This window comes from Clostridium sp. TF06-15AC, from assembly GCF_003481165.1.
Taxonomy (GTDB): Bacteria; Bacillota; Clostridia; order Lachnospirales; family Lachnospiraceae; genus Otoolea; species Otoolea fessa.
The window spans coordinates 59,616-82,879 of the sequence record NZ_QUKS01000008.1 but is presented as its reverse complement, the minus strand read 5'-3'; the positions used below and the strand labels follow the sequence as shown (position 1 = coordinate 82,879).

At 50.7% G+C, this 23,264-nt stretch carries 18 protein-coding genes; 2 read left to right on the top strand and 16 right to left on the bottom strand.

Annotated elements, in window-relative coordinates:
- Window positions 1–44 precede the first annotated feature (44 nt).
- The 10 genes from DXC57_RS14015 to DXC57_RS13970 all read right to left on the bottom strand — a co-directional run bounded on the left by DXC57_RS14015 (window position 45) and on the right by DXC57_RS13970 (window position 14,738).
- Window positions 45–1,151, bottom strand: a complete 1,107-nt coding sequence (locus DXC57_RS14015) for a BMP family ABC transporter substrate-binding protein (RefSeq protein WP_022359763.1) — start codon at window positions 1,149–1,151, stop codon at window positions 45–47.
- A 441-nt stretch (window positions 1,152–1,592) separates the two neighbouring features.
- Complete coding sequence (eno, locus tag DXC57_RS14010) at window positions 1,593–2,885, bottom strand: phosphopyruvate hydratase (protein ID WP_118472466.1); 1,293 nt, start codon at window positions 2,883–2,885, stop codon at window positions 1,593–1,595.
- Between the two features lie 58 nt (window positions 2,886–2,943).
- Window positions 2,944–7,641 (bottom strand): acyl-CoA dehydratase activase, encoded by a 4,698-nt coding sequence (locus tag DXC57_RS14005; protein ID WP_118653190.1) that lies wholly within the window; start codon window positions 7,639–7,641, stop codon window positions 2,944–2,946.
- 394 nt (window positions 7,642–8,035) lie between these two features.
- Window positions 8,036–9,286, bottom strand: a complete 1,251-nt coding sequence (hflX, locus tag DXC57_RS14000; protein WP_118472464.1) for a GTPase HflX — start codon at window positions 9,284–9,286, stop codon at window positions 8,036–8,038.
- A gap of 14 nt (window positions 9,287–9,300) precedes the next feature.
- Entirely contained in the window at window positions 9,301–10,110 is an 810-nt protein-coding gene (locus DXC57_RS13995) for a tetratricopeptide repeat protein (RefSeq protein WP_118653188.1), read from the bottom strand.
- A gap of 19 nt (window positions 10,111–10,129) precedes the next feature.
- Entirely contained in the window at window positions 10,130–10,561 is a 432-nt protein-coding gene (locus tag DXC57_RS13990) for a dUTP diphosphatase (protein WP_117795742.1), read from the bottom strand.
- 301 nt (window positions 10,562–10,862) lie between these two features.
- A complete protein-coding gene (gene gltS, locus DXC57_RS13985; RefSeq protein WP_118653186.1) occupies window positions 10,863–12,044 on the bottom strand; it encodes a sodium/glutamate symporter in 1,182 nt (393 codons plus the stop codon).
- A 181-nt stretch (window positions 12,045–12,225) separates the two neighbouring features.
- Entirely contained in the window at window positions 12,226–12,834 is a 609-nt protein-coding gene (gene scpB / locus DXC57_RS13980; protein ID WP_118467432.1) for an SMC-Scp complex subunit ScpB, read from the bottom strand.
- Complete coding sequence (locus DXC57_RS13975) at window positions 12,818–13,636, bottom strand: segregation/condensation protein A (protein WP_117795115.1); 819 nt, start codon at window positions 13,634–13,636, stop codon at window positions 12,818–12,820. The genes scpB and DXC57_RS13975 overlap by 17 nt, the downstream gene beginning before the upstream one ends.
- Before the next feature lie 160 nt (window positions 13,637–13,796).
- Entirely contained in the window at window positions 13,797–14,738 is a 942-nt protein-coding gene (locus DXC57_RS13970) for a metallophosphoesterase (RefSeq protein WP_118653246.1), read from the bottom strand.
- 290 nt (window positions 14,739–15,028) lie between these two features.
- Here DXC57_RS13970 and DXC57_RS13965 point away from each other — a divergent pair, with 290 nt between their 5' ends.
- Window positions 15,029–15,838: a YihY/virulence factor BrkB family protein gene (locus DXC57_RS13965; RefSeq protein ID WP_118628753.1), complete on the top strand. Its 810-nt coding sequence runs from the start codon at window positions 15,029–15,031 to the stop codon at window positions 15,836–15,838.
- On the opposite strand, the gene DXC57_RS13960 is transcribed toward DXC57_RS13965, so the two are convergent.
- The 4 genes from DXC57_RS13960 to DXC57_RS13945 form a co-directional block, all read right to left on the bottom strand.
- Window positions 15,816–16,193 (bottom strand): hypothetical protein, encoded by a 378-nt coding sequence (locus DXC57_RS13960; protein ID WP_118653244.1) that lies wholly within the window; start codon window positions 16,191–16,193, stop codon window positions 15,816–15,818. The two genes, DXC57_RS13965 and DXC57_RS13960, sit on opposite strands and share 23 nt — an antisense overlap.
- Window positions 16,194–16,217: 24 nt before the next feature.
- Window positions 16,218–17,597: a 23S rRNA (uracil(1939)-C(5))-methyltransferase RlmD gene (gene rlmD, locus DXC57_RS13955; protein WP_118653184.1), complete on the bottom strand. Its 1,380-nt coding sequence runs from the start codon at window positions 17,595–17,597 to the stop codon at window positions 16,218–16,220.
- Between the two features lie 261 nt (window positions 17,598–17,858).
- Window positions 17,859–18,152: a hypothetical protein gene (locus DXC57_RS13950; RefSeq protein WP_022359751.1), complete on the bottom strand. Its 294-nt coding sequence runs from the start codon at window positions 18,150–18,152 to the stop codon at window positions 17,859–17,861.
- Window positions 18,153–18,313: 161 nt separating this feature from the next.
- Window positions 18,314–20,752, bottom strand: a complete 2,439-nt coding sequence (locus tag DXC57_RS13945; protein WP_118653182.1) for a UvrD-helicase domain-containing protein — start codon at window positions 20,750–20,752, stop codon at window positions 18,314–18,316.
- A gap of 245 nt (window positions 20,753–20,997) precedes the next feature.
- Here DXC57_RS13945 and DXC57_RS13940 point away from each other — a divergent pair, with 245 nt between their 5' ends.
- Entirely contained in the window at window positions 20,998–21,612 is a 615-nt protein-coding gene (locus tag DXC57_RS13940; RefSeq protein WP_022359749.1) for a DUF1836 domain-containing protein, read from the top strand.
- Between the two features lie 280 nt (window positions 21,613–21,892).
- Here the strand turns inward: DXC57_RS13940 and DXC57_RS13935 are convergent, their stop codons facing one another.
- A complete protein-coding gene (locus DXC57_RS13935; protein ID WP_022359748.1) occupies window positions 21,893–22,207 on the bottom strand; it encodes a YerC/YecD family TrpR-related protein in 315 nt (104 codons plus the stop codon).
- Between the two features lie 168 nt (window positions 22,208–22,375).
- The gene (locus DXC57_RS13930) at window positions 22,376–23,200 is read right to left on the bottom strand and encodes a Cof-type HAD-IIB family hydrolase (protein ID WP_107001580.1); all 825 of its coding nucleotides are present in this window, start codon (window positions 23,198–23,200) and stop codon (window positions 22,376–22,378) included.
- Window positions 23,201–23,264 lie beyond the last annotated feature (64 nt).

The window sequence follows — 23,264 nt, the reverse complement described above, 5'->3', positions numbered from 1 at the left end:
CTTCGCCGCCAGGTTTCACTCGCTCCCGGCCTTGTCTTTATCAATTATGCCTCTGGGCCAAATCCTTCATAGTTTTCTACTACGATCTCGCCGGATTTGATCTTCTCGGCAAGCTCATCACACTTATCAACGATATCCTGCGGGAATTTGTCGCCCAGAGATTCTTTGATAACAGAGAAATCAGTCAGGCTGACGCCGCCGTCCTTCAGTGCCAGATATTTAGTTGTGCCGCCCTCAAAGGTTCCATCTACTGCAGACTGGATAACCAGGTAGCAGGCATTATCAACTCTCTTAACCATAGAAGTAAGAATATGTCCAGGCTGATCGGAATCCTGGTTTAAGTCAACGCCGATTGCGTATTTGTCAGCTTCTTTTGCACCTTCCAGAATACCAACACCGGTACCGGATGCTACGTTCATGACAATATCAGCGCCCTGCTCATACTGTGCTAAAGTCAGCTCTTTGCCCTTTAACGGATCCGTCCAGCTTCCTGCAAAAGCCTGAAGAATCTTGATATCCGGATCGATGTACTTCGCACCCTGCTCATAGCCTGTATAGAAGTCATGAAGTACCGGAATATCCATACCGCCTACCCAGCCGATGATATGATCTTCATTGACATTCGGGATATCAGTCTTGGTGGTAAACATAGCTGCTGCTGCACCTGCCAGGAAAGAACCCTCATTCTGAGCAAAGCTGATAGACTCAACGTTCGGCAGATCTACGGTTGTATCGATAACTGCGAACTTGGTATCCGGATAACTGGAAGCATTCTCAGTGATGTAATCTGCGATGTTGGAAGAAGCACCGATAATTAAATCGTAGCCATCATCACAAGCCTGAAGCAGGTTTGCTTTCCACTCCTCAGCAGTGGTACCCTCAAGACTCTTAAGCTCAATGCCGAAATCCTCAACTGCTTTCTGTGCACCCATGTTGCAGGAGTCATTGTAGCTCTTATCACCTAAGTTTCCAGTGTAAACAACACATACACGGAGCGGTTTGTCAGATTTCTCTGAAGCGTCGGCTGCCTTCGTCTCGGTATTGCTGCTGTCAGCTGCCGTTGTCTCAGCAGTGCTTCCGCCACCGCCGCAGGCTGTTAAGCTGGCGCACATTGCTGCTGCAAGTACAATGCTTAATGTTCTTTTTCTCATTCTTTCATCCTCCTTTTTTATGTGAAATACGTTATCCGCCGGACCATTCCTTTGGTAAAACGTTTTTCCATTCGTTTAAAAAAAATAAATTCTTTTTTCATATTTGCTTTACAGTTATTTTACAATTACTCCCGCTGTTTTGTCAATAAATTTCGTAAAAAAACGAATATTTTTTAAAATATTGTCAAACTTTTAGCAATATTCCTTTTTCGGTCTAATGCAAAACAAAAAGGAATACGTTTCTCTCCGTTCCAGTTGTACGGTAAAACGCATTCCCTTTCAAAGTTGTATTCTGTTTTCCTTTGCCTCGACGCCATCCAGCATTTCCCCAGATGATTTTTGTCTGTTTCCGAAGAAATGCATTAGTTTTCGGAACAACTCACACATTTTATGCAATGTAACAGATTGCTTGTCTGTACGATATCCCGTAAAAAAGACAACTTATTTTTTATTAAATGCCGCCTTCCCCGGATACTGTGCGCCGGTTCCCAGCTCTTCCTCAATCCGCAGAAGCTGGTTGTATTTTGCCACGCGCTCACTCCGGCTCGGTGCGCCCGTCTTTATCTGGCAGGTATTTAACGCAACCGCCAGATCTGCGATCGTCGTATCCTCGGTCTCGCCGGAACGGTGGGATACAATCGCCGTGTAACCTGCCTTATGTGCCATCTTGATTGCCTCCAGTGTCTCGGAGACGGAGCCAATCTGGTTCAGCTTAATCAGGATCGAATTGCCGCAGCCGAGACGGATACCTTTTTCCAGGCGCTCGGTGTTTGTTACAAACAGATCGTCGCCGACCAGCTGCACCTGCCCGCCGAGTTCTGCAGTCATCTTCTGCCAGCCTTCCCAATCCTCCTCATCCAGACCATCCTCGATCGAGGCGATCGGGTATTTCCCGCAGAGCTGTTTCCAGTGTGCGATCAGCTCCTCGGAGGTGAAGTGTTTGCCACTCTTCGGAAGCAGATATTCGCCCTTCCTGCCGCTCTTCCACTCACTAGATGCCGCATCCATCGCCAGGACAAAGTCCTCGCCCGGCTTATATCCGGCTCTCTCCACTGCCTCTAAGATGCACTGGATTGCTTCTTCGTCACTTCCCAGATCCGGTGCAAAACCGCCCTCATCGCCGACGGAGGTTGCCAGTCCGCGCTCTTTAAGCAATGCTGCCAGCGCATGGAACACCTCGGTACACCAGCGGAGTCCCTCGCAAAAGCTCTCCGCGCCAACCGGCATAATCATAAATTCCTGTACATCGACGGTATTTGCCGCATGCGCGCCGCCGTTTAAAATGTTCATCATCGGGACCGGAAGACGGTTTCCAGATACGCCGCCGAGAAAACGGTACAGCGGAAGACCATACGCATTGGCTGCCGCCCGTGCGCTCGCGATCGAAGCCGCCAGGATCGCATTCGCGCCCAGCTTGGATTTATCCTTGGTTCCGTCCGCCTCGATCATCGCTTTATCAACCGCATAAATGTCCGCCGGATCCATGCCCTTTAATACTTCTGCAATCACGGTATTCACATTCTGGACTGCTTTTTGTACGCCCTTTCCGCCAAAACGCGACTTGTCGCCGTCGCGCAGCTCCAGAGCCTCAAATTCACCTGTCGATGCACCGCTCGGTGCCGCGCCGCGTCCTATGCTTCCGTCTGATAGATAAACTTCCGCCTCCACTGTTGGATTTCCTCTCGAATCAACAATCTCCCGTCCAATCACCTTTTCAATTTCCAGATGTTTCATAGCCTGTCCCTTTCCGCCGCGTGGGCTTATGTGATTTCTATTTTTGTCTAACCCGAAATCAGGAAACTTTCTGCTTTTTATTATCGGCGTTTTTCTGTTTTCTATTCATAGTCTCCACGGGGCTTCTCTGCCCCACGTCCGGCAAGGCAACCGTGTCCACGCTTCTTTCTTTCACATTCATAATCAGCATCTGCAGGCGGTTTTCCAGATTGGCAAAGCTCACATCCGGATCGTAGTCAAGCGGCAGGATCTGGGCGTCCGGGTACATTTCCCGCATTTTTTTTACGATGCCGCGTCCTACCACATGGTTTGGCAGACAGCCAAATGGCTGTAAAATCACAAATGCCCGGCAGCCATGCGCCGCATGGTGCAGGATCTCGCCCGGAATCAGCACGCCCTCGCCCGCATCAAAGGTGTGCGGGATGATCGGGTCACTTTCCTTTACCAGTTCCGGCAGGCGGCAGACAGGCGTATAGAGCGGATGCTGTTTCGCTATCCGATCCGCTGCCGCGTGCGCAGCGTCAAATACCCGGTTCGCCACATGGTACCAGTTTTTCTTGACAAACGGCTTTTTCAGATGATACGTCCGAATCTGCTCATCCTGGCAGAAATACGTTTTCCGGATAACATCCGTCATCCGCGCCTCGATAATCTCAAATCCATTTTTCTCCAGGTAGCGCTCAATCTCATGATTCGCGCCCGGATGGAAATTGAGGAGATACTCGCCGATGATCAGGACGCGCGGGCGCGGCTGGCTCCGGTCATATTCGATCGCATTCATCCGCTGGATCGCCTTTTTAAAGCCTCGCAGAGCGCCTGAAAGCCCATGCTGCTCCAGACCATCCACGACGAAATCCATCGCCTCGTCAAATGCCTGATCGCTGCTTCCGGAAACCTTCTCATACGGGCGGATCTTGCGAAGCAGCTCTTCCAGAATATCGATCATCGGAAGCGCTCCCGCCAGACGGATCGCCGACACAAGGTTCATCCGGAAGCCCGGATGCAGATCATGATAATCGACGTCATCGTTCGTCAGAATCGCCACCTCCGGGTAGCCGGCGTCGTCAAGCGCCTTGCGAAGCAGCGCACTGTAATGGGTCAGGCGGCAGTCACCGATGTATTTTCCCATACCGATCGCCGTCTCAGATGGCACATACTGACCACTCCGAAGTGCTGCCAGCGCCTCGCCGATGACAATCTGCGCCGGGAAACAGATATCGTTGTGGACATACTGCTTTCCGAGGCGGATCGCCTCTTCCCTGCCGACCGCCAGCGGAACTGCCCGGATTCCCTGTGTTTTCAATGCCGCCGACATAATCCGGCAGAACGCGTGGGAGGTGTTCGGAACCAGAACCGTGCGCTTCTTGCGGTCTTCTGCCTCAAATTTAACCGGATATGGATCCGAAAGTTCGTGAACCTGCCAGGATTTTTGAATGTCTGGTCCCAACGCAGCCGTCCCGCATTCATTTCCGCCGCCCGCATTCTCCTGTCGGCTTGTTCCAGGCTGGTTTTGCAGCCTCTCCGCCATCTCCCGCTTCTTCCGCCGCATATTGATCGTCTCCAGGAAGGAACGCACCCTGATCCGCAGCGGTCCCTGTACCTCGCTCTCGTCAAGTTTCAGGATCAGCGGTGATTTTCCGGAGATTTCCCGCATCATACGCTGGATCTCATCCGACAAATATGCGTCATGCCCGCATCCAAAGCTTACAAACTGGACATATTCCAGATTCTGGCTCTGTGCCGCCAGAACCGCGGACGCCAGCATCCGCGCGTGGTAATTGTTTACGACATCCAGACGGCTGTGGCTTAAATCCACATTTTCAATGCCCGGAACAGAATCTGCCGTCAGAACCGGAACGCCGAACTCGGTCAAAAGCTCCGGCAGGCTGTGGTTGACAAGCGTATCATTCTGATACGGTCTTGACGCCAGCACCACCGCATAGCGCCCCTCTTTTTCCACCTCTTCCAGAACCTTCGCTCCCGCCTCTTTCAGGCGGCTCCCAAACTGCCGCATCGCATCATTTCCTGCAAGAACCGCCTTTTTCGTTTCCGACGGCTGGATAGAAAATGTCTGTTCCATATATGTAATAAGCTGACGTTCTTTATCTTCCTCCCTGTACCAGTAAAATAACGGTGCATCAAACGGAATGCCCCACTGTTTCTCCGGAGAATCCGAGTTGCGGATCACAAGCGGATATCCCTTCACGACTGCACACATGGACTCGCTCGTTGATTCCGTATTTTCCGATCCGATCGCCGCAATCGACGGCATAAAAATACGATCCACTTTCTTCTTTACCAGATCGCGGATATGCCCGTGCACCAGTTTTGCCGGAAAGCAGACGGTATCTGAAGTTACCGCGCTTAAGCCTTCCTCAAACATCTTGTGCGTGCTCGGGGATGAAATCTGAATTTCAAAGCCCAGAAAACGCCAGAACGTCGTCCAGAACGGCATCGTATCCCAGAAAGCAAGGACGCGCGGCAGACCGATGGTTATATTTCGCCGCACAGTATCAGACACAGCCTTCGGCACAAGACCAGTCTTAGCGGCTGCCCGCTCTGAATGACTTTTTGCAGACGATGCGTCCCCCTCTTCCGCTTGATCCAGATAATCTGCAAACAGGAGTTCTTCCCGCAATTTATAGAGATTTGGCACTTTATTCCGGTTTTCGGACGCTATTTTCAGTCGCTCGCGCACCTTCACATCCTTTGGATCGCCAAGAATCTCGCCCCGCTCACAACGGTTGTTCGTGATCCATGAGGTTCCATTCGAAAACCGCACCACCGCACGCTGACAATGGTTCATACAGAACGGACACGGCACGTTCGCCTCCTGCTGCCAGGTCAGGGACTCCATTTGATCCAAACTGGTAAAATGCGGCTGTTTCCGGCTCTGTGCTTCTTCCTTCGCTAAAAGCGCCGCACCGATCGCCCCCATAATGCCCGGATACGGCGCCCGGATCACCGGGCGGCCGACATACTGTTCCAGCGCACAGAGAACCGCATCATTTTCAAACGTTCCGCCCTGTACGACAATCCTCTTTCCCAGAGAATCCAGGTTCGACACACGGATAACCTTTGTAAATACATTTTCAATGATCGAACGGCACAGCCCCGCCATGATGTCCTCCGGCAGCTTTCCATTTCTCTGCTCCGTCACGATACTGCTCGTCATAAAGACGGTACAGCGGCTTCCGAGCGCAGCCGGATGCTGCGAAGAAAATGCCTTTTCAGCAATCTCCCGCGCCGGAATATGCAGGGAAGATGCAAAATTTTCCAAAAACGACCCACAGCCGGAGGAGCAGGCTTCATTCACGACAATATTCGTGATAACGCCATTATCCAGCCAGATTGCCTTCATATCCTGACCGCCGATGTCCAGAAGAAACGTCGCATCCGGCGTGTATTTTGCCGCCGCACGCGCATGTGCCACCGTCTCAACCGCGTGTGTCTCGGCCGAAAATGCACGTGAAAACAGCATTTCTCCATAACCAGTCGTCCCGGCTGCCAAAATCTCCAGCCGCACGCCGTGGGACGCATACTTTTCCCGCATCGCAATCAATGCTTTCTTTGCCACCGTCAGCGGATCGCCTTGATTCGGCGCATAAAAGGAATCCAGAAGGTCCTCATTCTCATCTAACAGGACAAATTTTGTCGTCGTACTGCCCGAATCAATACCCAGATAAGCCCGCAGCGTACTGCCTGGCTGCGGATATACTGTTTTTCGTTCCGGGCGTCTGTGTCTCTCTTGAAATTCCGTCTGCGCCGCCTGGTCGGCAAAAAATGGACGGGAACGGAACGTGCCCTCCGCCATCTCATCGCCATTTCCGGCTTCACTTTGTTTCTTTGCTTCCTCGCGCGCCGCACGCACCTTCTCGATCCGATCTAACAGTCCGTCTGCCGTGGCGAGCGCCTCTTCCTTCGAAAAAAGCTTCACTGCCGCACGCGCCGCACCGCAGGCAATCAGAAGTTCCGGCCGGTCCGGACTTAAAATTTCCTCCGGACGAAGGTCCAGACGTTCAGCAAACACGCGCACCAGCGTCCGGTTAAAGGTCAGCGGACCGCCCTCAAAGACGACCGGCTTCTCGATCGAAAGTCCCTGTGCCAGACCGCCGATCGTCTGTTTGGCAATCGCATGGAAGGAGGAAAGCGCCAAATCTGATTTTTTAACCCCCTGATTTAAAAGAGGCTGGATGTCGGTCTTGGCGTACACGCCGCACCGTCCGGATATATCATATACGGTTGTTCCCTGTGCCGCCAGCGCGTCAAATTCCTCAACCGGCGTCTTAAGAAGAGAAGCAATCTCATCCACAAACGCACCTGTACCGCCAGCACAACTTCCGTTCATCCGCATATCTGCGACCTGCAGCTCGCCCGTCCGTTTATCCCTCTGGAAAAAGATAATCTTCGCATCCTGTCCACCCAGCTCGATCGCCGTTCCGATTTCCCCGTACATGGCTTTCAAGGCGATCGAGTTCGCCACTACCTCCTGTACATAAGGGATCTCCAGCTCTTCCGAGAGGTGCTTTGCGCCCGAACCGGTCATCGCCGTCAGAAATGACCGCCCCGCAAGCGTCTCTTTCACCAATTTTACAGCTCTCGACACACTCTGAAGCTGATCCGAGTGATGGCGTGTATAGTCCGAAAACAGGACTTTCCCCGTTGCCACCTCCATCACTGCCACCTTCGTCGTCGTTGAGCCAACGTCAATTCCGACGAGAATCTGTTCCTGTCCGTTTTGTCCCTTCTGTTCCATTCTGTATCTTCTAACTCCTTTATCCCAGATGTCTGCAAACTTGTGCGGTCATTCCATCCGACACAAGCAGCCTGCGCCCTGTCATCTCTTTTCTCTTCATCTTAACAACTTCTTAGCATCCGCCAAAACATGAAGAAGAGGCATACGGTTTTTCCCCGCACACCTCTTTACCGTATGGATCTGTACGCATCTGCCTTCCAGCATTCTGTACAGCCATAAATATGCTACATTCTAACAAATTTAAAATAAAAAGTCAATTCCCGGGAATTTCAAAGGTGCCGTAAGAAAACGTGGTGGCAGCAGGAATTTGCCGTATTTAAATGCGAAGCCACGGCAAATTCCGTTACTGGGCACGTATACGTGAACCGTAACACGGTAACCTATCATCTGCCTGTTAGCGCATCAGCCCTGCGTAGAGCTCCGTCGGCACATACGCCTCCACGTAAATGCCATCCTCCCGGTACTCTTCTTTTAAAAGCTGACCGTATTTGCGGATCGTCTGGATGCGTCCGGCTTCCTGGTAGGAAAATACCTTTTCCAGATAAATCTTGCGGTTTCGCAGAATCATTTCCAGAATATCCTTCAGCTCATCCAGCCCCGCGCCCGTCTTCGCAGAAATCTGCACCTGATAATCAGAATGCAGATCTTTCAGCGTCTCCGGCTGTTCCACCTGATCCATCTTGTTAAAGACTGTTACCACCGTCTTATCGCCGATCTCCAGCTGACGTAACGTATCATATACGACATACATCTGCGTGTCCATCTGCGGATTCGACGCATCGACCACATGGAGGACAATATCGCTATAACGTGCCTCCTCCAGCGTACTCTTGAACGCCTCGATCAGATGGTGCGGCAGTTTGCGGATGAATCCGACCGTATCTGTCAGCAGGATCTCCTGTCCGCTCGCCAGCTTTAATCCACGCGTCGTCGGATCCAGCGTCGCAAACAGTTTATCCTGTGCCAGGATTCCTGCACCCGTCAGGGTGTTTAAAAGCGTTGACTTACCGGCATTCGTGTAGCCGACGATCGCCGCCGACAGCGTATATTTCCGGTCGCGCTGTTTTCTCGTCACCTCGCGGTGGCGTTTGACATCTTCCAGTTCCGACTTTAGCTGCCCGATCCGCTCATGAATCAGACGGCGGTCCATCTCCAACTTCTTTTCACCCGGTCCTCTCGTACCGATACCGCCGCCCAGACGGGACAGGGAACTGCGCAGACCGACCAGGCGCGCTGCGCGGTAACGCAGCTGTGCCAGCTCAACCTGAATTTTTCCCTCGCTCGTCGTCGCATGCGCCGCGAAAATATCGAGAATGACCATCGTCCGGTCCATTACCTTCGTATCCAGCGCCGATTCCAGATTGCGAAGCTGTGCCGGGGACAGTTCATCGTCGCAGATCACGCCGGTTGCGCCCATTTCCCAGACCATCTCCCGCAGTTCCCCGATCTTTCCACTGCCCAGATAGGTGCCTGGATGAATCTTCTCCCGGTTCTGCACCAGACGCCCGATCGCCGTCGCTCCGGCGGTATCCGCCAGTTCCTCCAGCTCATCCAGGGACGCCTCCGTATCATCTTCATCAGAGGTGCTGACCGCCACCAGAATGACGCGCTCCTCCAGTTCTTTCATATCGAACAATTCTGCCATATTACCTCCAATATTTACCGGCTTTCCAGAAAACGGATTTCCTTCTGCACCTCCGATGTGTCCGCACCGGCTGCCTGGCACTCCTTAAACTGTTCCAGCGCCTTCGCAAAATCGCCCTCTTTCTCATAGAGAACCGCAATATTCTGCCGGATTACCAGCGCCGTCTCACTGTCCGCCAGCGAAAGCGCCTCCTCATAATGGGACATCGCGCTCTCATAATCGCCAGCCTCCATTTCACTGATCGCAAGCTGATTATAAATCTCCGGCCCCGACACGCCGCGCTCGATCGCCTGATTGCAGTACTGGGCTGCGAGCTCACTATCCCCGGCATCCCGCGCCGCCGACGCAAGCGCCGTAAACGCCAGACTCACACCCGGAGCCGTGGCGCTGCTCTTTTTGCTGTTCTTCGCCTTTTCCTCCGCTGCCGCAAAATCCTTTTCGGCATCCTCCGCCTGTCCGTCTGCTGCCTCCGATGCCGCTTTATAATAGAGGTATTCCGCTTTTCCGCCGTCTACCTCCGCCAGAATTCCATAGGTCTGCGCTGCCGCCTTATAATCCGCCAGTTTGTATTCTGCCTCGCCGCGGTATTTTAAAACATCCAGCTCAAAAGAATTGACGATCCCATCGCTCTCATCCAGCGCTTTTCCAAACGAATCAATCGCATCCTGATAATTACCTGCATTTAACTGCTCGATTCCGGTCATACGCGCTTCTTTCGCTTCCTTCGATTCACCGCCGCAGCCGGAAAGGATGCCCAGTGAAAGCACCGCTGCTGCCAGAAAAAGACTTACTTTTTCTCGTTTTAACCTCTTTATCTGCTTCATTTTTTACCAAACCTTTTTATTAATTCTTTCCCGTACTTCCGATCCCGCCGCGATCTTTATTGTCAAGCTTCTCCGTCTCCTCAAATACGATCTTCGGCTGATGCTCCATGATGCGGAACTGGCAGATGCGGTCATTGACATGGATCACTGTATCACGCAGCGCATATGCCGGAAAATGCCACTGATCATTGTCTCCGCAGTAGCTCTCATCGATCACACCCATATGATTGGTCTGGATGATGCCGAAATTTTTAAAGGTACTGCTGCGCGGAACTACATGCGCCTCATAGCCCTTCGGCAGCTCCATCGCCACGCCAAGCGGAATCAGGGCAAAATCACCCTTTTTCAGCACCACCTCACGCGCCGCACGCAGGTCGATCCAGTCAGATTTGCCGTCAATGTAGGCGAGGCGGTCAATGGCGTCTGTGAAATATTTGATCTTTATGTTCATGCTGTTCATATCTGTATGAAATCCTTTCTTATGTCACATTTTATCCGGTAATGGCTGCCTTGCAGGTTTGTTTTTCACAAAGCACCTCCCCGAAAAATATTTTTCAACTTTCCAGTTTCTCTATAATACCACACGCGCGCGTTTTCCGAAAGTATTAATTCGTGCAGGCACGGACTTTCGCTCGTTGCACGCGAAAAATCCCGGCGGCCTGGAAATCCAGAACCGCCGGGAAGGAAATAGGTTGGAGCTACTTCAATATCAGAATATTTTAAATGGATACTTTGCTGAACCAGCCGTCAAATTATAAGAGGTTCATGAAAGTAGTCAGTACCATGGAGTTAAAGAAGTCTACGAATAAGCTTCCTACTAACGGTACGATGAAGAATGCACGCGGAGCCGGACCATAGCGCTCTACCAGTGCTCTCATGTTTGCCATTGCGTTCGGGGTTGCGCCCATACCGAAACCACAGAATGCGGTGGTCATTGCAGCTGCCTCGTAATCACGGCCCATGATGTTGAATACAAGGAAGTTTGCATACAGGAACATAACAACCGTCTGAACTAACAGGATAACAATCATCGGAAGCGCCAGAGCTGCTAACTGCCACAGCTTCAGGCTCATCATTGCCATCGCTAAGAACAGGTTCAGGGACAGACCGCCCAGTGCGTCAACTTCTTCCATCGGAAGATCTTTGTGCTGTACATCCCAGATATTACGGATAGCGGCTGCTGCCAGCATCGCACCGATGTAAGTCGGGAATGTAAGACCAATGCTCTTAAAGAACGCGAAAATGAAGGTACCAACACCGATTGCAACTGCAAGGAATACAGCCGCGGTGGTGAATTTCTGACCGTCGATCGGCGATGCTACTTCGTCAACTGCATTGCCTTCCTCGGCTGCGGTTGATTTCAGATGGTGTTTCTCAACACGGGCACGGGCGATAGGACCACCCATCATACTGCCGGATACCAGACCATATGTAGCGGATGCCAAGGCAACTGTAGTTGCGCCTACAACTGCGCATTCCTGCTCCAGAAGCGGTCCGAAGGAACCACTCGTTCCGTGACCTCCAACTAACGGCATAGAACCCATACATAAGCCGAGAAGCGGATTCAGACCAAACGCTGCTGCCAGACCGCTGCCGACTGCATCCTGCACGATACAGATACCAACTGCCAGCGCCAGAAACATAAATACCTGAACGCCGCCCTTCTTTAACAGACGGAAGCAGGCGGTAAAACCGACGCTGCAGAAGAAGATCGTCATAAATACGCTCTGTAAGGTTGTATCAAAGGAAAGCTCCAGAACTCCTGTTGCATACAACGCCAGATGAGCGAATGCAAATACGACACCGCCCGCAACCGGAGCCGGTATACAATACTTGCTCAGGAAGGGCAGCTTCTGTACAAGCAATCTTCCCAGACAGTAGACCAGTGCGCCAAGAGCACACGCCTGATACATATCAAGCTCAAGTGTCAACATAAACAATTCCCCCTTTTGTTTTGCTGGCTTCTTTCATTTATGTAGCGATTTGAAAGAGCTGCTTGTTTGTTTGTGTTGACCTCATTTTCCACGTTGGCTACAAAAAGTTACAAGAAAATACAGAAATATGATGTTAAGAATCTGTTAATGTCAGAATTGAATGAATATTGTTAAGAAAACGTTAATATTTCATTTCCTTCTCTGCCTCTTCCGGCAGTTTCCCCTCAAACTTCAGCTCTTCCTCCGCCTCCATGCGGAACTCGTCGATTCGTCCCGGTGCCGGTTCCGGCAGTTCTTTCGTCGATCCGACTCCAAACCGGCGCAAAAATTCCTCCGTCGTCGCAAACAATGCCGGACGTCCCGGCACATCCAAACGCCCTACCTCGTAAACGAGATTGTACTCAATCAGTTTATTGACCGCGTGATCCGATTTAACCCCGCGGATCTTTTCAATCTCAAGCTTCGTGATCGGCTGTTTATAAGCAATGATCGAGAGTGTCTCAAGCACAACATCCGTTAAAATCTGCTTCTTCGGCGTTGCTGCCACCCGGATCAGATTCTCATAATATTCCGCGCGGGTCGCCATCTGCCAGCTGTCCTCCAGCTGCGTGATCTGCATGCCCCGCTTTTCTGCCTCATAACGGCTCTGTAATCGTCTGACCGCCGCTTCCGCGCGCTCTGTATCCGTCCCAAGCGCCGCCGCAAGCTGGCGCAGCTCAACCGATTTTCCCATTGTAAAGAGAACCGATTCCACGATGGCTTCCTCGCGTTTTTCATCTAATTCTGGCATACTCTTCTCCTTCCTCCGTCGAAAGTTCCAGCTCTGCCTCGTCTTCCGTTTCATCCACATCCACCGTATCGAGCTGCATCTCATCAAACAATTTTTCCTGCACCAGATGAATCCGTCCCATCTTCATCAGCTCCAGCACTGCCAGGAACGCCACGACTATCTCCAGGCGATCGGATTCCCTCTCCAGCACATCGCTGAATTTAAAATGACGGTGTTCCCGCGCATAAGAAAGCACCGACCTTACCTTCTGCTCCAGGCTGATCGGTTCCCTGCGGATCGTACTGAACCGGCTTCGCACCGGGTCAAGCTTATTGGCATTCCGCTTCATGACCGCATCAAACACTTTCTGCAGCTTTGCCAGCGTCAGACCATCCAGAAGCTTGTCCAGATCCAGCGGTTCTTCATATTTCGCCACCTCCCGGGGAATCGTCGGTTCCTTAAAAAAGAGAAGCTCTGCCTCCTGCTCCCGCTCTTCCAGCTCCTGCGCCATATATTTATACATCTTATATTCCAACAGCCGGCGCACCAGCTCGGCGCGCGGATCTTCCTCGTCTTCTTCCTCTTCTTTTTCCACCTTCGGAAGGAGCATCCGCGATTTGATGTCCAGAAGCGTCGCCGCCATCACCAGAAAATCGCTGACCACATCCAGATCCTCATGATCCATCTGATTAACATATTCCAGATACTGCTCCGTAATCAGGACGATCGGAATATCGTAGATACTTACTTTATTTTTTTCAATCAGATGAAGCAGCAGGTCCAACGGTCCTTCAAAATTATCTAATTTATAGGAAATTTCCATTCTTTCCGAACTCCTTCTTTTAGCCAGCTTTTTCTACAATCATATACCAAATTCCGTATACATCCACCTGTGCCGAAGAGTTATTCCTGCTGCCACCACGTTTTCTTACGGCACTTTCGGTTCCAAAAGTGCCTACCCGTGTACAATAACCAGAATCTCTCTATTGTTTTCCCCGCAACGTCACACAAACCAGCTCTGGCCGGTCATTCAGCCGCACATTGATCGAATGCGTCCCAAGCCCCCGGCTGACGATCATCGTCTTTCCGTCCGCATCAAACCGTCCGGCGCACCATGGCAGGAAAAACTGGTACTGCGGCGTCATCACGCCTCCCAGCCCCGGGATCCGGATGGTTCCGCCGTGGAAATGTCCGCAAAGCGTCAGATCCGCGCCCCATTTCCGGCAGGTCTCAAAAAAGAGGGGAGAATGAAATAATAATATCTCATACATTTCATGTCCGGCTTCTCGCTCCTTTTCCGCCAAGTCAGGAAAAAACGATTCTTTCATCTGTTGAAAACACGTCTTCTCTGCCGCAGTTCCAACCCGCTCCGAAAGCTCTTCCATCGGCAGTTCCGGCACCGTGAAATGATGCTTATAATATATCTCCCGCAAATTGCACCCAGTCACCCGGATCCACGGATTGATCTCCTCGCTCCGATCCGACAAATAATGAACCCCCAGACGTTTTAATTCCATCTGGAACCGATCATACAAATCTCCGTACACATCCCGCTCCCGGTTCATCCGCTCCTCATGATTTCCGTTCGCATAGTAAACCGGCACAAAGGAGGTCAATTTTTCCAGAAGCGATACCGTGACGGTTAAATCTCCTTTTCCTTTACAGACCATCATATCGCCGCCGATCAGCACCGCATCCGGCTTGAATGCGCGGATCGCTGCCACCAGCGGCTCATTGTCCGTTCCATACACATTATCATGCAGATCCGACAAAAATACGCAGCGGAACGCAGCGCCATCCGGCAGCTTCGGACTCTCTATCTCATACTGGTCGGTCACAAAATGTTTTTTTTCATATTCCGAGCGGAGCAAAAGCCCCACTGTCACGGCTGCCAGTGCCACCGCACATGCTGTGATTGCGATCATTTTGTTTCCTCCCATGTCCCATCTTCCAATTGGCTGCCGGCTGATTTTTGCTGCTGTCCGCATCACTGCCATCCTTATGCCCTGCAGACCCGAATCATTTCTATCCTGTTATCATACGGGAAACCGGTGTTTTCGTCAAGACAGGCAAATCCGTTGCTATTTTTTCGACCTCATGATAATATACTTTTAACAACACTGAAATGGCATTCACCTATCGTCAGCCATTTTTCAAAGGGAAATGAGCCGGTTACGGATATTTTCTTAATAACATAAATCAAGCGAGGTTTTCCATGCTTTCTTTTCTCCTGAACTGTAAACGGATTTACAACGATTTCATCAAAGACGAAGTCACGGTGTACGCCGCCCAGGCTTCTTTTTTTATCGTTCTCTCCGCCGCACCTTTTATCATGATTCTGCTGACGCTGATCCAGCTCATCCCCGCCGTCAGCCCGGAGGATCTGATGCACGTGATGACACAGCTTCTTCCCTCCAGCATCCATCCGCTGATTGAATCGGTAATCCAGGACATCCAGACCGTATCCCCGGCCGCCCTGCTCTCGGTTACCACCGTGGCAACCATCTGGTCGGCTGCCCGCGGCATGCTTGGGATCGAGCGCGGCTTAAACCGGATCATCGGCTGCCGCAAGCGCAGAAATTACCTTTTAGGACGTATCATCAACTCTGGCTATACCATCGTTTTTCTCCTGATGTGCATTTTCTCCCTGGTTCTGATGGTGTTCGGTTCCTCCCTGCAGCGCCTGCTATTCCGTTACTTTCCGATGCTGGACAGATTCGTTTCCTGCCTGATTAGTCTCCGGACGTTTCTTGCGCTGGCGCTGCTGACGCTCTTTTTCGTCGCGCTGTACACCTGGCTGCCCTATGAACGGCAGGATATCCGTCTCCAGCTTCCCGGTGCGCTGATTTCCACCGTCGGATGGATCGGATGTTCCTACGGATTTTCCATCTACTTCAACTATTTCGGTAATTATTCTTATATGTACGGCAGCTTGACCGCCGTCGTGATCCTGATGCTGTGGCTGTACGCCTGCATCTGCATCCTGTTTTTCGGGGCGGAAATCAACCAGCACTGGCGCAGATAATCCCCAGCCTCAGGAACACCGGATACAGATAGCTTGCCCCAAACACTCCCAGCTGCTTTGGTCCGGTCACGCAGCCAAGCTCCTGCGCTTTTTTATACGCCACCAGGATGCTTGCACGCGTGACCGACTTTTCTTTCCGGCTGACAAACATCTCGTTGCCCCGGATCGTGTACGAATATTCCAGCCCTTTCGCCGTGTAAAATATTGCCCCCTCAAATGCAAGAATCGCTTCCCACAGGGCATCCGGCGTCTGTTCGCGCAGTAAAGTCTCCCTCTTCCGGCGCTGCACAGCTGTCTCCTGTACCTGGCAATCTGCTGTATCTGGTTTTATTTCATTCTCTTTTGTTTCACCCATTTTTCCCACATCCATTTTGGGCTCTTATTTCTTCCGCGTCAATGAAACCACCGTCTCACAATTGGCAGTATGCGGGAACATATCCACGCAGCACACCTTATCCACCTGATATCCTGCCGCCTGGATCGGTTCCAGATCCCTCGCAAGGCTGGTTGGTTTGCAGGACACATAAACCATGTGGCTGACGCCAAAATTCAAAATCTTTCCGATCGCCTTCGGATGGATTCCGTCGCGCGGCGGATCCAGAACGATCAGATCCGGCTTTTCTTCCAGCTCGTCCACCACCTTGAGGACATCCCCCGCCAGAAATTCGCAGTTGCCAAGTCCGTTGCGCGCCGCATTCTCACGGGCTGCCTCGACTGCTTCCCCGACAATCTCCACGCCGACTACTTTCTCCGCCACCGGTGCGAGGATCTGCGCGATCGTGCCGGTGCCGCTGTAAAGGTCAAATACGACTTTTCCCTTCGTCTCACCCACATACTCACGCGTTTTCTCGTACAGTACCTCCGCGCCCAATGAGTTCGTCTGGAAAAAAGAAAACGGCGAGATCTGGAACCGCAGCCCTAAAAGCTCTTCGTAAAAATGCTCGCGTCCGAACAGAATGTCCGTCCCCTCATCTTTTACGGCATCCGCCAATGTATCATTTCTGGTATGCAGAATGCCCGCAAAGCTTCCCTCCATAGGAAGTGCCTGCAGGCGCTCCGTCCATCCCCGTAAAAGTGCTTCCTCGGTTCCCTCAAAGGTATCCGTCTGTGTCGTCGTGATCAGATCGACCAGAATCTCCCCTGTCTTGATCGCACGGCGCACCAGAAGATGGCGCAAATAGCCGGTATGCTGCATTTTTTTATAAAATCCAACTTTCTTTTCCTCAAAATATTCTTTTGTACAGACAAGAATCTTGCAAAAATCCGGATGCACGATATGGCATTCGCCGGTTGTAACCACATCATAAAAACTGCCGCGCTTGTGCATTCCCAGCGACATAGGACCATCCTTGACCTCATCACCGAAGGAAAACTCCATCTTATTCCGGTAGCCCTGCACCAGCGGGCTGCCTAAGATGCCCTCAAACTCATATTCCGGACATACCGCATCCAGAAGGGAACGAACCTGTTTTTCCTTGATCGCAAGCTGTTCCTCATACGGAATCGGCTGATAAAGACATCCGCCGCAGATACCGAAATGCGGGCATACATCCTCTGCCGTCTCTAACTTTGAGTGCTCGACAACCTCCAAAAGCATACCCTCGCATCGACCGCCGCGCTTTTTATTGATACGGAACCGGATCTTCTGTCCCGGAAGCGCATTTTTGACGATCGCTTTCTCTCCATCTATCACAACTATGCCCTTATTTGGAAACTCAATCCGTTCTACAGTTCCTTCGTAAATCTCACCTTTTTTCATTGATAACTATATAGCTCCTTCTCTCAGTGGCTTTTACCGCACTATAATCACCAACTGCAAATGATTCTTCAAATCACAGCTAATTTCCATCTGCGGTTCTAATTCATATCTTTATAGTATACAGGAATTTTTTTCTTTTTCCAAGATATAAAAAATACAAACTTATCTACAAACTTTCCTATGGCATAAAAAATACTGCGTGAAACCGATTTTCCGGTTCCGCGCAGTATTTATTCTGATTCATTGACTAAATTATCACAATCAGTCTTTCTTTTCTTTCTCGTCGCTCTCATCCTCGAAGAAATCGTCGTCGAAATCATCATCGAAGTCATCCTCGAAATCTTCCAGATAATCTGGAGTAAAGAAACGATATACGCCGTATGCAATCGCTGCAACTGCTGCTACAATACCGATAATGGCTAAAATCCAGAGAATACAGTTTTTCTGTTTCTCCTCTTCTTCTTTTCTGTGAAGGAATTCATTCAGTTTGGTTGCATTCATGATCTCTTCTACTCTGGAGAGCGCATCTTTGCTCATCATATCAAATTTATTCATACACTCCACATCCTTTCCCGCGTTTTGATCCGCAATTCTTGATTTTATTATACCATCTCTCAGCCGATTTTACTATATTTTTTATTGGATCTGGCGAAAATGTTTTAATACGGCATTACTGTTTTCGCATACGTGTACCGTAACAATACGGCAAACACGGTCTAACATTTCACCAGTTTTGCAAATGAAGCAAACATTTTTTTCACGCCCACGCGGTCAAAATTAACCGTCACCTCAAAATCCTTGCCGCCGTCCGCGATCTTCTGCACCGTTCCCTCGCCAAATTTGAGGTGGCGGACTCGGTCGCCCTCGCCGTAGGAAAGATGGTCGGCCTTCTGGACCGTAAATGCCTTGCCAAATGACGGTGCCGGGCTGGCTGGACGACTGCTGGAACTATAAGCGCTCTTATATGGATCCAGCGTGCGGCCAGAACCAGCACTTCCGGAACCATTCACACCGCCCCAGCCGCTCATCCGGGCTGCGCCGCGCTCCCAGGCGGCATCGTTCTCTGAAAGAGGGTGTTTTCCAGACATTCCGCCAATCCGCACCCGGTCGCCGTCTCCCGCGCCAGATACACCAAAGCTGCCCGTTGTCCAGCCAGAAGTCCCCGAATCTTCAAATCCGCGTCCGCCCCGGCTCATACCAGCAGCCCGTTCAAAGACGGTCGGCTGCTCTTCCTCGTCCAGAAGCTGCGGCGGAATCTCCTCGATGAAGCGGCTGACCTTCGCAAACCGCGTTTCTCCATTGACCATGCGCTGTCTCGCCGCCGTCAGCGTCAGTTCTTTCTCCGCACGGGTGATTCCGACATAGCAGAGACGCCGTTCTTCTTCGATGGCGTCCTTATCATCCGAAAAGATGGACATGCTGCTCGGAAACAGCCCGTCCTCCATGCCGCTTAAATAGACATACGGAAATTCCAGACCTTTTGCGCCGTGCAAAGTCATCAGGACAATCCTGTTTTCGGATTCGTCCAGACTATCTACATCCGCTACCAGCGCAACCTCCTCCAAAAATCCGTCCAGCGTCGGTTCCTCCGCCGTGCTCATATAGCCGGTCGCCTTATTAACCAGCTCCTCCACGTTCTGCAGACGTGTTTCTCCCTCGATCTCGCCTTCCGCCTCCAGATCCTTCTTATATCCCGTTTCTTCCAGAATCGCCTCGATAAGTTCCGGAATCGAAAGGGCCGAAAGCCGCGACCGGAAGTTTTCGATCTGCTCCGTAAACTTCTCGATCTTATCCGCCGCCTTGCCGATCGTCGGCACGCCGCGCACGCGCAGCAGCGCATCATAAAAGCTCATGCCATTGGCAGACGCATAGATCGTCACTTTTCCGATCGAGGTCGCACCGATGCCGCGCTTCGGCACATTGATAACACGCTGAACCGCCAGATCATCGCGCCCATTCGCTATCGTCTTTAAATAGCAGAGAATATCCTTGATTTCCTTGCGCTGATAGAAATTGACGCCACCGACCAGCCGGTACGGAATGCTGTAATAAATACATTTTTCCTCCAGAAGACGCGACTGTGCATTGGTACGGTACAGCACGGCAAAATCCGAATATTCCGCATTTTTCTCTTCTTTCTCACGCTCAATATCACAGATAATGGCGTCTGCCTCCTCGTATGCCGTGTCATACTGACGGAAGCGCACCTTCGGTCCCTCGTCATTCGCCGTCCACAGCGTCTTGTCCTTTCTGCCGCGGTTGTGGCGGATCACCTCATTTGCCGCGTTCAGGATGCTCTGGGTGGAACGGTAGTTCTGCTCCAGCTTGATAACGCGTGCGCCCGGAAATGCTTTCTCAAAACTTAAAATATTTTCGATATTTGCCCCGCGGAATTTGTAGATCGACTGGTCATCATCACCGACCACACAGATATTTCTGTACTTCTTTGCCAGCAGATCGACCAGCTTAAACTGTACAAGGTTCGTGTCCTGGTACTCGTCCACCATGATATACCGGAATTTATCCTGATAATATTCCAGCACATCCGCGTTTGCCTCGAAAAGTTCTACCGTTTTCACCAGCAGATCGTCGAAATCCAGGGCATTATTCTTCTTGAGTTCTTTCTGGTATTCCCGGTAAATCTGAGCAATCTTTTTCTCCCGGAAGTCCGCTCCCGCCTGCTGCTCAAACTCATCCGCCGTGATCCGGTCATTTTTCGCCGCAGAAATCCGTGACAGCACCGCCCGCTCCTTAAACTGCTTCGGATCCGCCTGCATTTTCTTGAGCACCTGCTTCATCAGCGTTTTCTGGTCGTCGCCGTCATAGATAGTAAAATTCGTGTCATATCCCAGACGGTCGATAAACCGGCGCAGAATCCGAACGCAGCTTGAATGGAACGTGCTGACCCAGATCGCCTCCGCGCCTTCCCCCACAATCTTATCCACACGCTCGCGCATCTCCGCCGCCGCTTTATTGGTAAATGTGATCGCCATGATATTCCACGGCGCCACCCGTTTTTCCTCGATTAAATACGCAATCCGGTGTGTCAGGACGCGCGTCTTTCCTGAACCGGCGCCTGCCAGAACCAGGAGTGGTCCCTCCGTGTGAAAAACCGCCTCCCGCTGCATCGGGTTAAGTGTGTCGTATTTGCTCATATATGTTTCGTTCCCTTCTATACTCTTATATAATCTATTTTTAATGACAAAAAGTATGTTCGAATACGCTCTAGTATAATCTATTTTCTCTTGGATGTCACGGAATTTTCATTGATTTTAAATTTCTCCTTGCTATCTGGTTTTCAAAACTATATAATATCACATAGAGAGTTCATGACAGCGGAAGCGCCAAAATCGCCTCCCTGTTTCGCAGCTTTCGAATTTCAACGCAGCGAGGTACATACATGAAATCGAACGAAGAACGCCTGCAGGATCTGCTGGCTTATGTTGATAGTCTGACCCGGGTGCATCCGTCGGAGATTCCCGGTATTGATTTATATATGGATCAGGTCACGACCTTCATGGACAGCCACCTGAACACTTCCAAATGGCTGGGCGAGGATAAGATCCTGACCAAAACCATGATCAATAACTATGCCAAAAATAACCTGCTGCCGCCGCCCGTCAAAAAACGCTACTCCAAGAATCATCTGCTGATGCTGATTCTGATTTATTATTTTAAAAATGTGATATCCTTTCGGGATATTGAGCAGCTCTTCTCGCCCATCAGCGAGCACCACTTTTCCCATGGTTCCAGCCCGGAATTAGAAGAGCTTTACAACGAAATCTTTTCGCTGGAAAAAGGGCAGCGCAAGCGCTTGCAGGAAGACGTCATGGCAAAATTTGACGCCGCCAGCCAGACATTCAAGGACTATGACTGTGAAGACCGCGAGTATTTACAGCTGTTCGCCTTTATCAGTGAGCTGGCGTTTGATGTCTATCTGAAAAAACAGATGATTGAAATCCTGGCGGAACAGCTCCGGCAGGAGACGCCAGTGAATCCGAAGAAGAAGAAATAGGCAGCACTTCCGCTGTACCGCCACACTCAAAAATAGGCTAAACAACAAAAATTTCAACCCATTGCACCATACACGATAAAAAAGACACTGGAATCACTTCCCCTTGTGGAAATTCTTTCAATGTCTTTTTTCTTTCATTTCTTTTTATCTTTCATTCAACCAGCTGCCAGCTCCTGGGACAATTCCACCCCAAGCCAAATTTGTCCATCTTTGGCAGGTTGGTTTGCTACACCTATGAAAGTACGCGCTTTATCTATCGTGCGTATATTCCTACTTCGTCTTACGCTTCCGTTTTCTCCGCCTCTTCCTGCTCTTTCACACGCGCAAATACCATATCATATCCGTCGCTTCCGTAATTTAAAGAACGGTTGACACGGCTGATCGTCGCTGTCGATGCGCCGGTCTTGTCCGCGATCTCCAGATATGTCTTCTTCTCGCGCAGCATCTTCGCTACTTCATATCTCTGGGAAAATGATAAAAGTTCATTAACTGTGCATACATCCTCGAAAAAGCTATAGCATTCGTCGGTATTTTTCAGTGTCAGAATCGCCTGGAACAGATGATCCACAGCTTCGGTTTTCAGTTTTTTATTCATAATGCAAGGCACCCCTTTTTAATATGTACTCCGAAAATATATTCATTTTTCCGTTTTTCTTATATTAACATATTAAAGTTTTAAAGTCTAGTATCTTGCCTATTTTTATGAATATTTTATTTTTCATCTGTTCACGCAATATACATTTATGCGAATCTGCCAAATCTTCTACAGCATAAACTTCTCCACCACATGAGCCACACCGTCGTCGTTGTTGGAATAGGTAATAAAGTCTGCAGCTTTCCGCACCGGAAGCACCGCATTCTCCATCGCTACACCTAATCCGGCATACTGAATCATCGTGAGGTCGTTGTAGCCGTCCCCACAGGCAATCATCTGCTCACGCGAAAGCCCGATGTGAGAAAGAAGGCGCTCTAACGACTGTGCTTTATCGATGCCCCTCGGAAGCACCTCCAGGAAAAACGGCTCCGAACGGTAAACGCTGAAATTCTTCCCCATCGCCGCCTTGACGCGCGGCTCGACCATCGCCAGGTAGTCTCCATCCTCCATCATCAGGTATTTCGGTACCGGATACGTGATCGCAGCTTCCATGTCGTCCACCTGTACTAACTCCATGCCGTTGATCCGCGCTTCCAACTTCGCATAGGGACTGTCACTCTGGTTCGTCAGAAGCTTTGCCCCCGCCTCATCGTAACTCAAAAGCCCCACCTGTTCCTCCTCGGCCAAGCGTATAATCTTCTGATTTGCCTCCTGCGGCAGGGAACGGCTGAATATGATCTCGCCGGTTTTGCAGTTCGTGATCCTGCCTCCATTAAACGACAGAATATAACTGCCGTATTTTGCCAGCTCCAGCTCTCTCGCAAGCGGCAGCACTCCCGGCGTCGGACGCCCGGACGCCAGTACAATCTTCTTTCCGCGCTCCTGAAGCTCCATCAGACGCTGCTTCGTCTTTGGCGTAATCACCTTATCTCTGTTTGTTAAGGTTCCGTCCAGATCCAGGACGATAATCTCATAACTATGTTTTTCGGTCATATTTACTCCACATTCAAATCATACATACTATTACACGTATATACGATACTTGGAAAAGGTGGAT

Coding starts and splice junctions, on each gene's coding strand:
- DXC57_RS13970 (WP_118653246.1), bottom strand. CDS start 14,738: ATGATCGCAATCACAGCATGTGCGGTGGCACTGGCAGCCGTGACAGTG.
- hflX (WP_118472464.1), bottom strand. CDS start 9,286: ATGGCAGAATTGTTCGATATGAAAGAACTGGAGGAGCGCGTCATTCTG.
- DXC57_RS13995 (WP_118653188.1), bottom strand. CDS start 10,110: ATGAAGCAGATAAAGAGGTTAAAACGAGAAAAAGTAAGTCTTTTTCTG.
- DXC57_RS14005 (WP_118653190.1), bottom strand. CDS start 7,641: ATGGAACAGAAGGGACAAAACGGACAGGAACAGATTCTCGTCGGAATT.
- DXC57_RS13960 (WP_118653244.1), bottom strand. CDS start 16,193: ATGGGTGAAACAAAAGAGAATGAAATAAAACCAGATACAGCAGATTGC.
- rlmD (WP_118653184.1), bottom strand. CDS start 17,597: ATGAAAAAAGGTGAGATTTACGAAGGAACTGTAGAACGGATTGAGTTT.
- DXC57_RS13945 (WP_118653182.1), bottom strand. CDS start 20,752: ATGAGCAAATACGACACACTTAACCCGATGCAGCGGGAGGCGGTTTTT.
- eno (WP_118472466.1), bottom strand. CDS start 2,885: ATGAAACATCTGGAAATTGAAAAGGTGATTGGACGGGAGATTGTTGAT.
- DXC57_RS13930 (WP_107001580.1), bottom strand. CDS start 23,200: ATGACCGAAAAACATAGTTATGAGATTATCGTCCTGGATCTGGACGGA.
- DXC57_RS13975 (WP_117795115.1), bottom strand. CDS start 13,636: ATGGAAATTTCCTATAAATTAGATAATTTTGAAGGACCGTTGGACCTG.
- DXC57_RS13950 (WP_022359751.1), bottom strand. CDS start 18,152: ATGAATAAATTTGATATGATGAGCAAAGATGCGCTCTCCAGAGTAGAA.
- DXC57_RS13940 (WP_022359749.1), top strand. CDS start 20,998: ATGAAATCGAACGAAGAACGCCTGCAGGATCTGCTGGCTTATGTTGAT.
- scpB (WP_118467432.1), bottom strand. CDS start 12,834: ATGCCAGAATTAGATGAAAAACGCGAGGAAGCCATCGTGGAATCGGTT.
- DXC57_RS14015 (WP_022359763.1), bottom strand. CDS start 1,151: ATGAGAAAAAGAACATTAAGCATTGTACTTGCAGCAGCAATGTGCGCC.
- DXC57_RS13990 (WP_117795742.1), bottom strand. CDS start 10,561: ATGAACATAAAGATCAAATATTTCACAGACGCCATTGACCGCCTCGCC.
- gltS (WP_118653186.1), bottom strand. CDS start 12,044: ATGTTGACACTTGAGCTTGATATGTATCAGGCGTGTGCTCTTGGCGCA.
- DXC57_RS13935 (WP_022359748.1), bottom strand. CDS start 22,207: ATGAATAAAAAACTGAAAACCGAAGCTGTGGATCATCTGTTCCAGGCG.
- DXC57_RS13965 (WP_118628753.1), top strand. CDS start 15,029: ATGCTTTCTTTTCTCCTGAACTGTAAACGGATTTACAACGATTTCATC.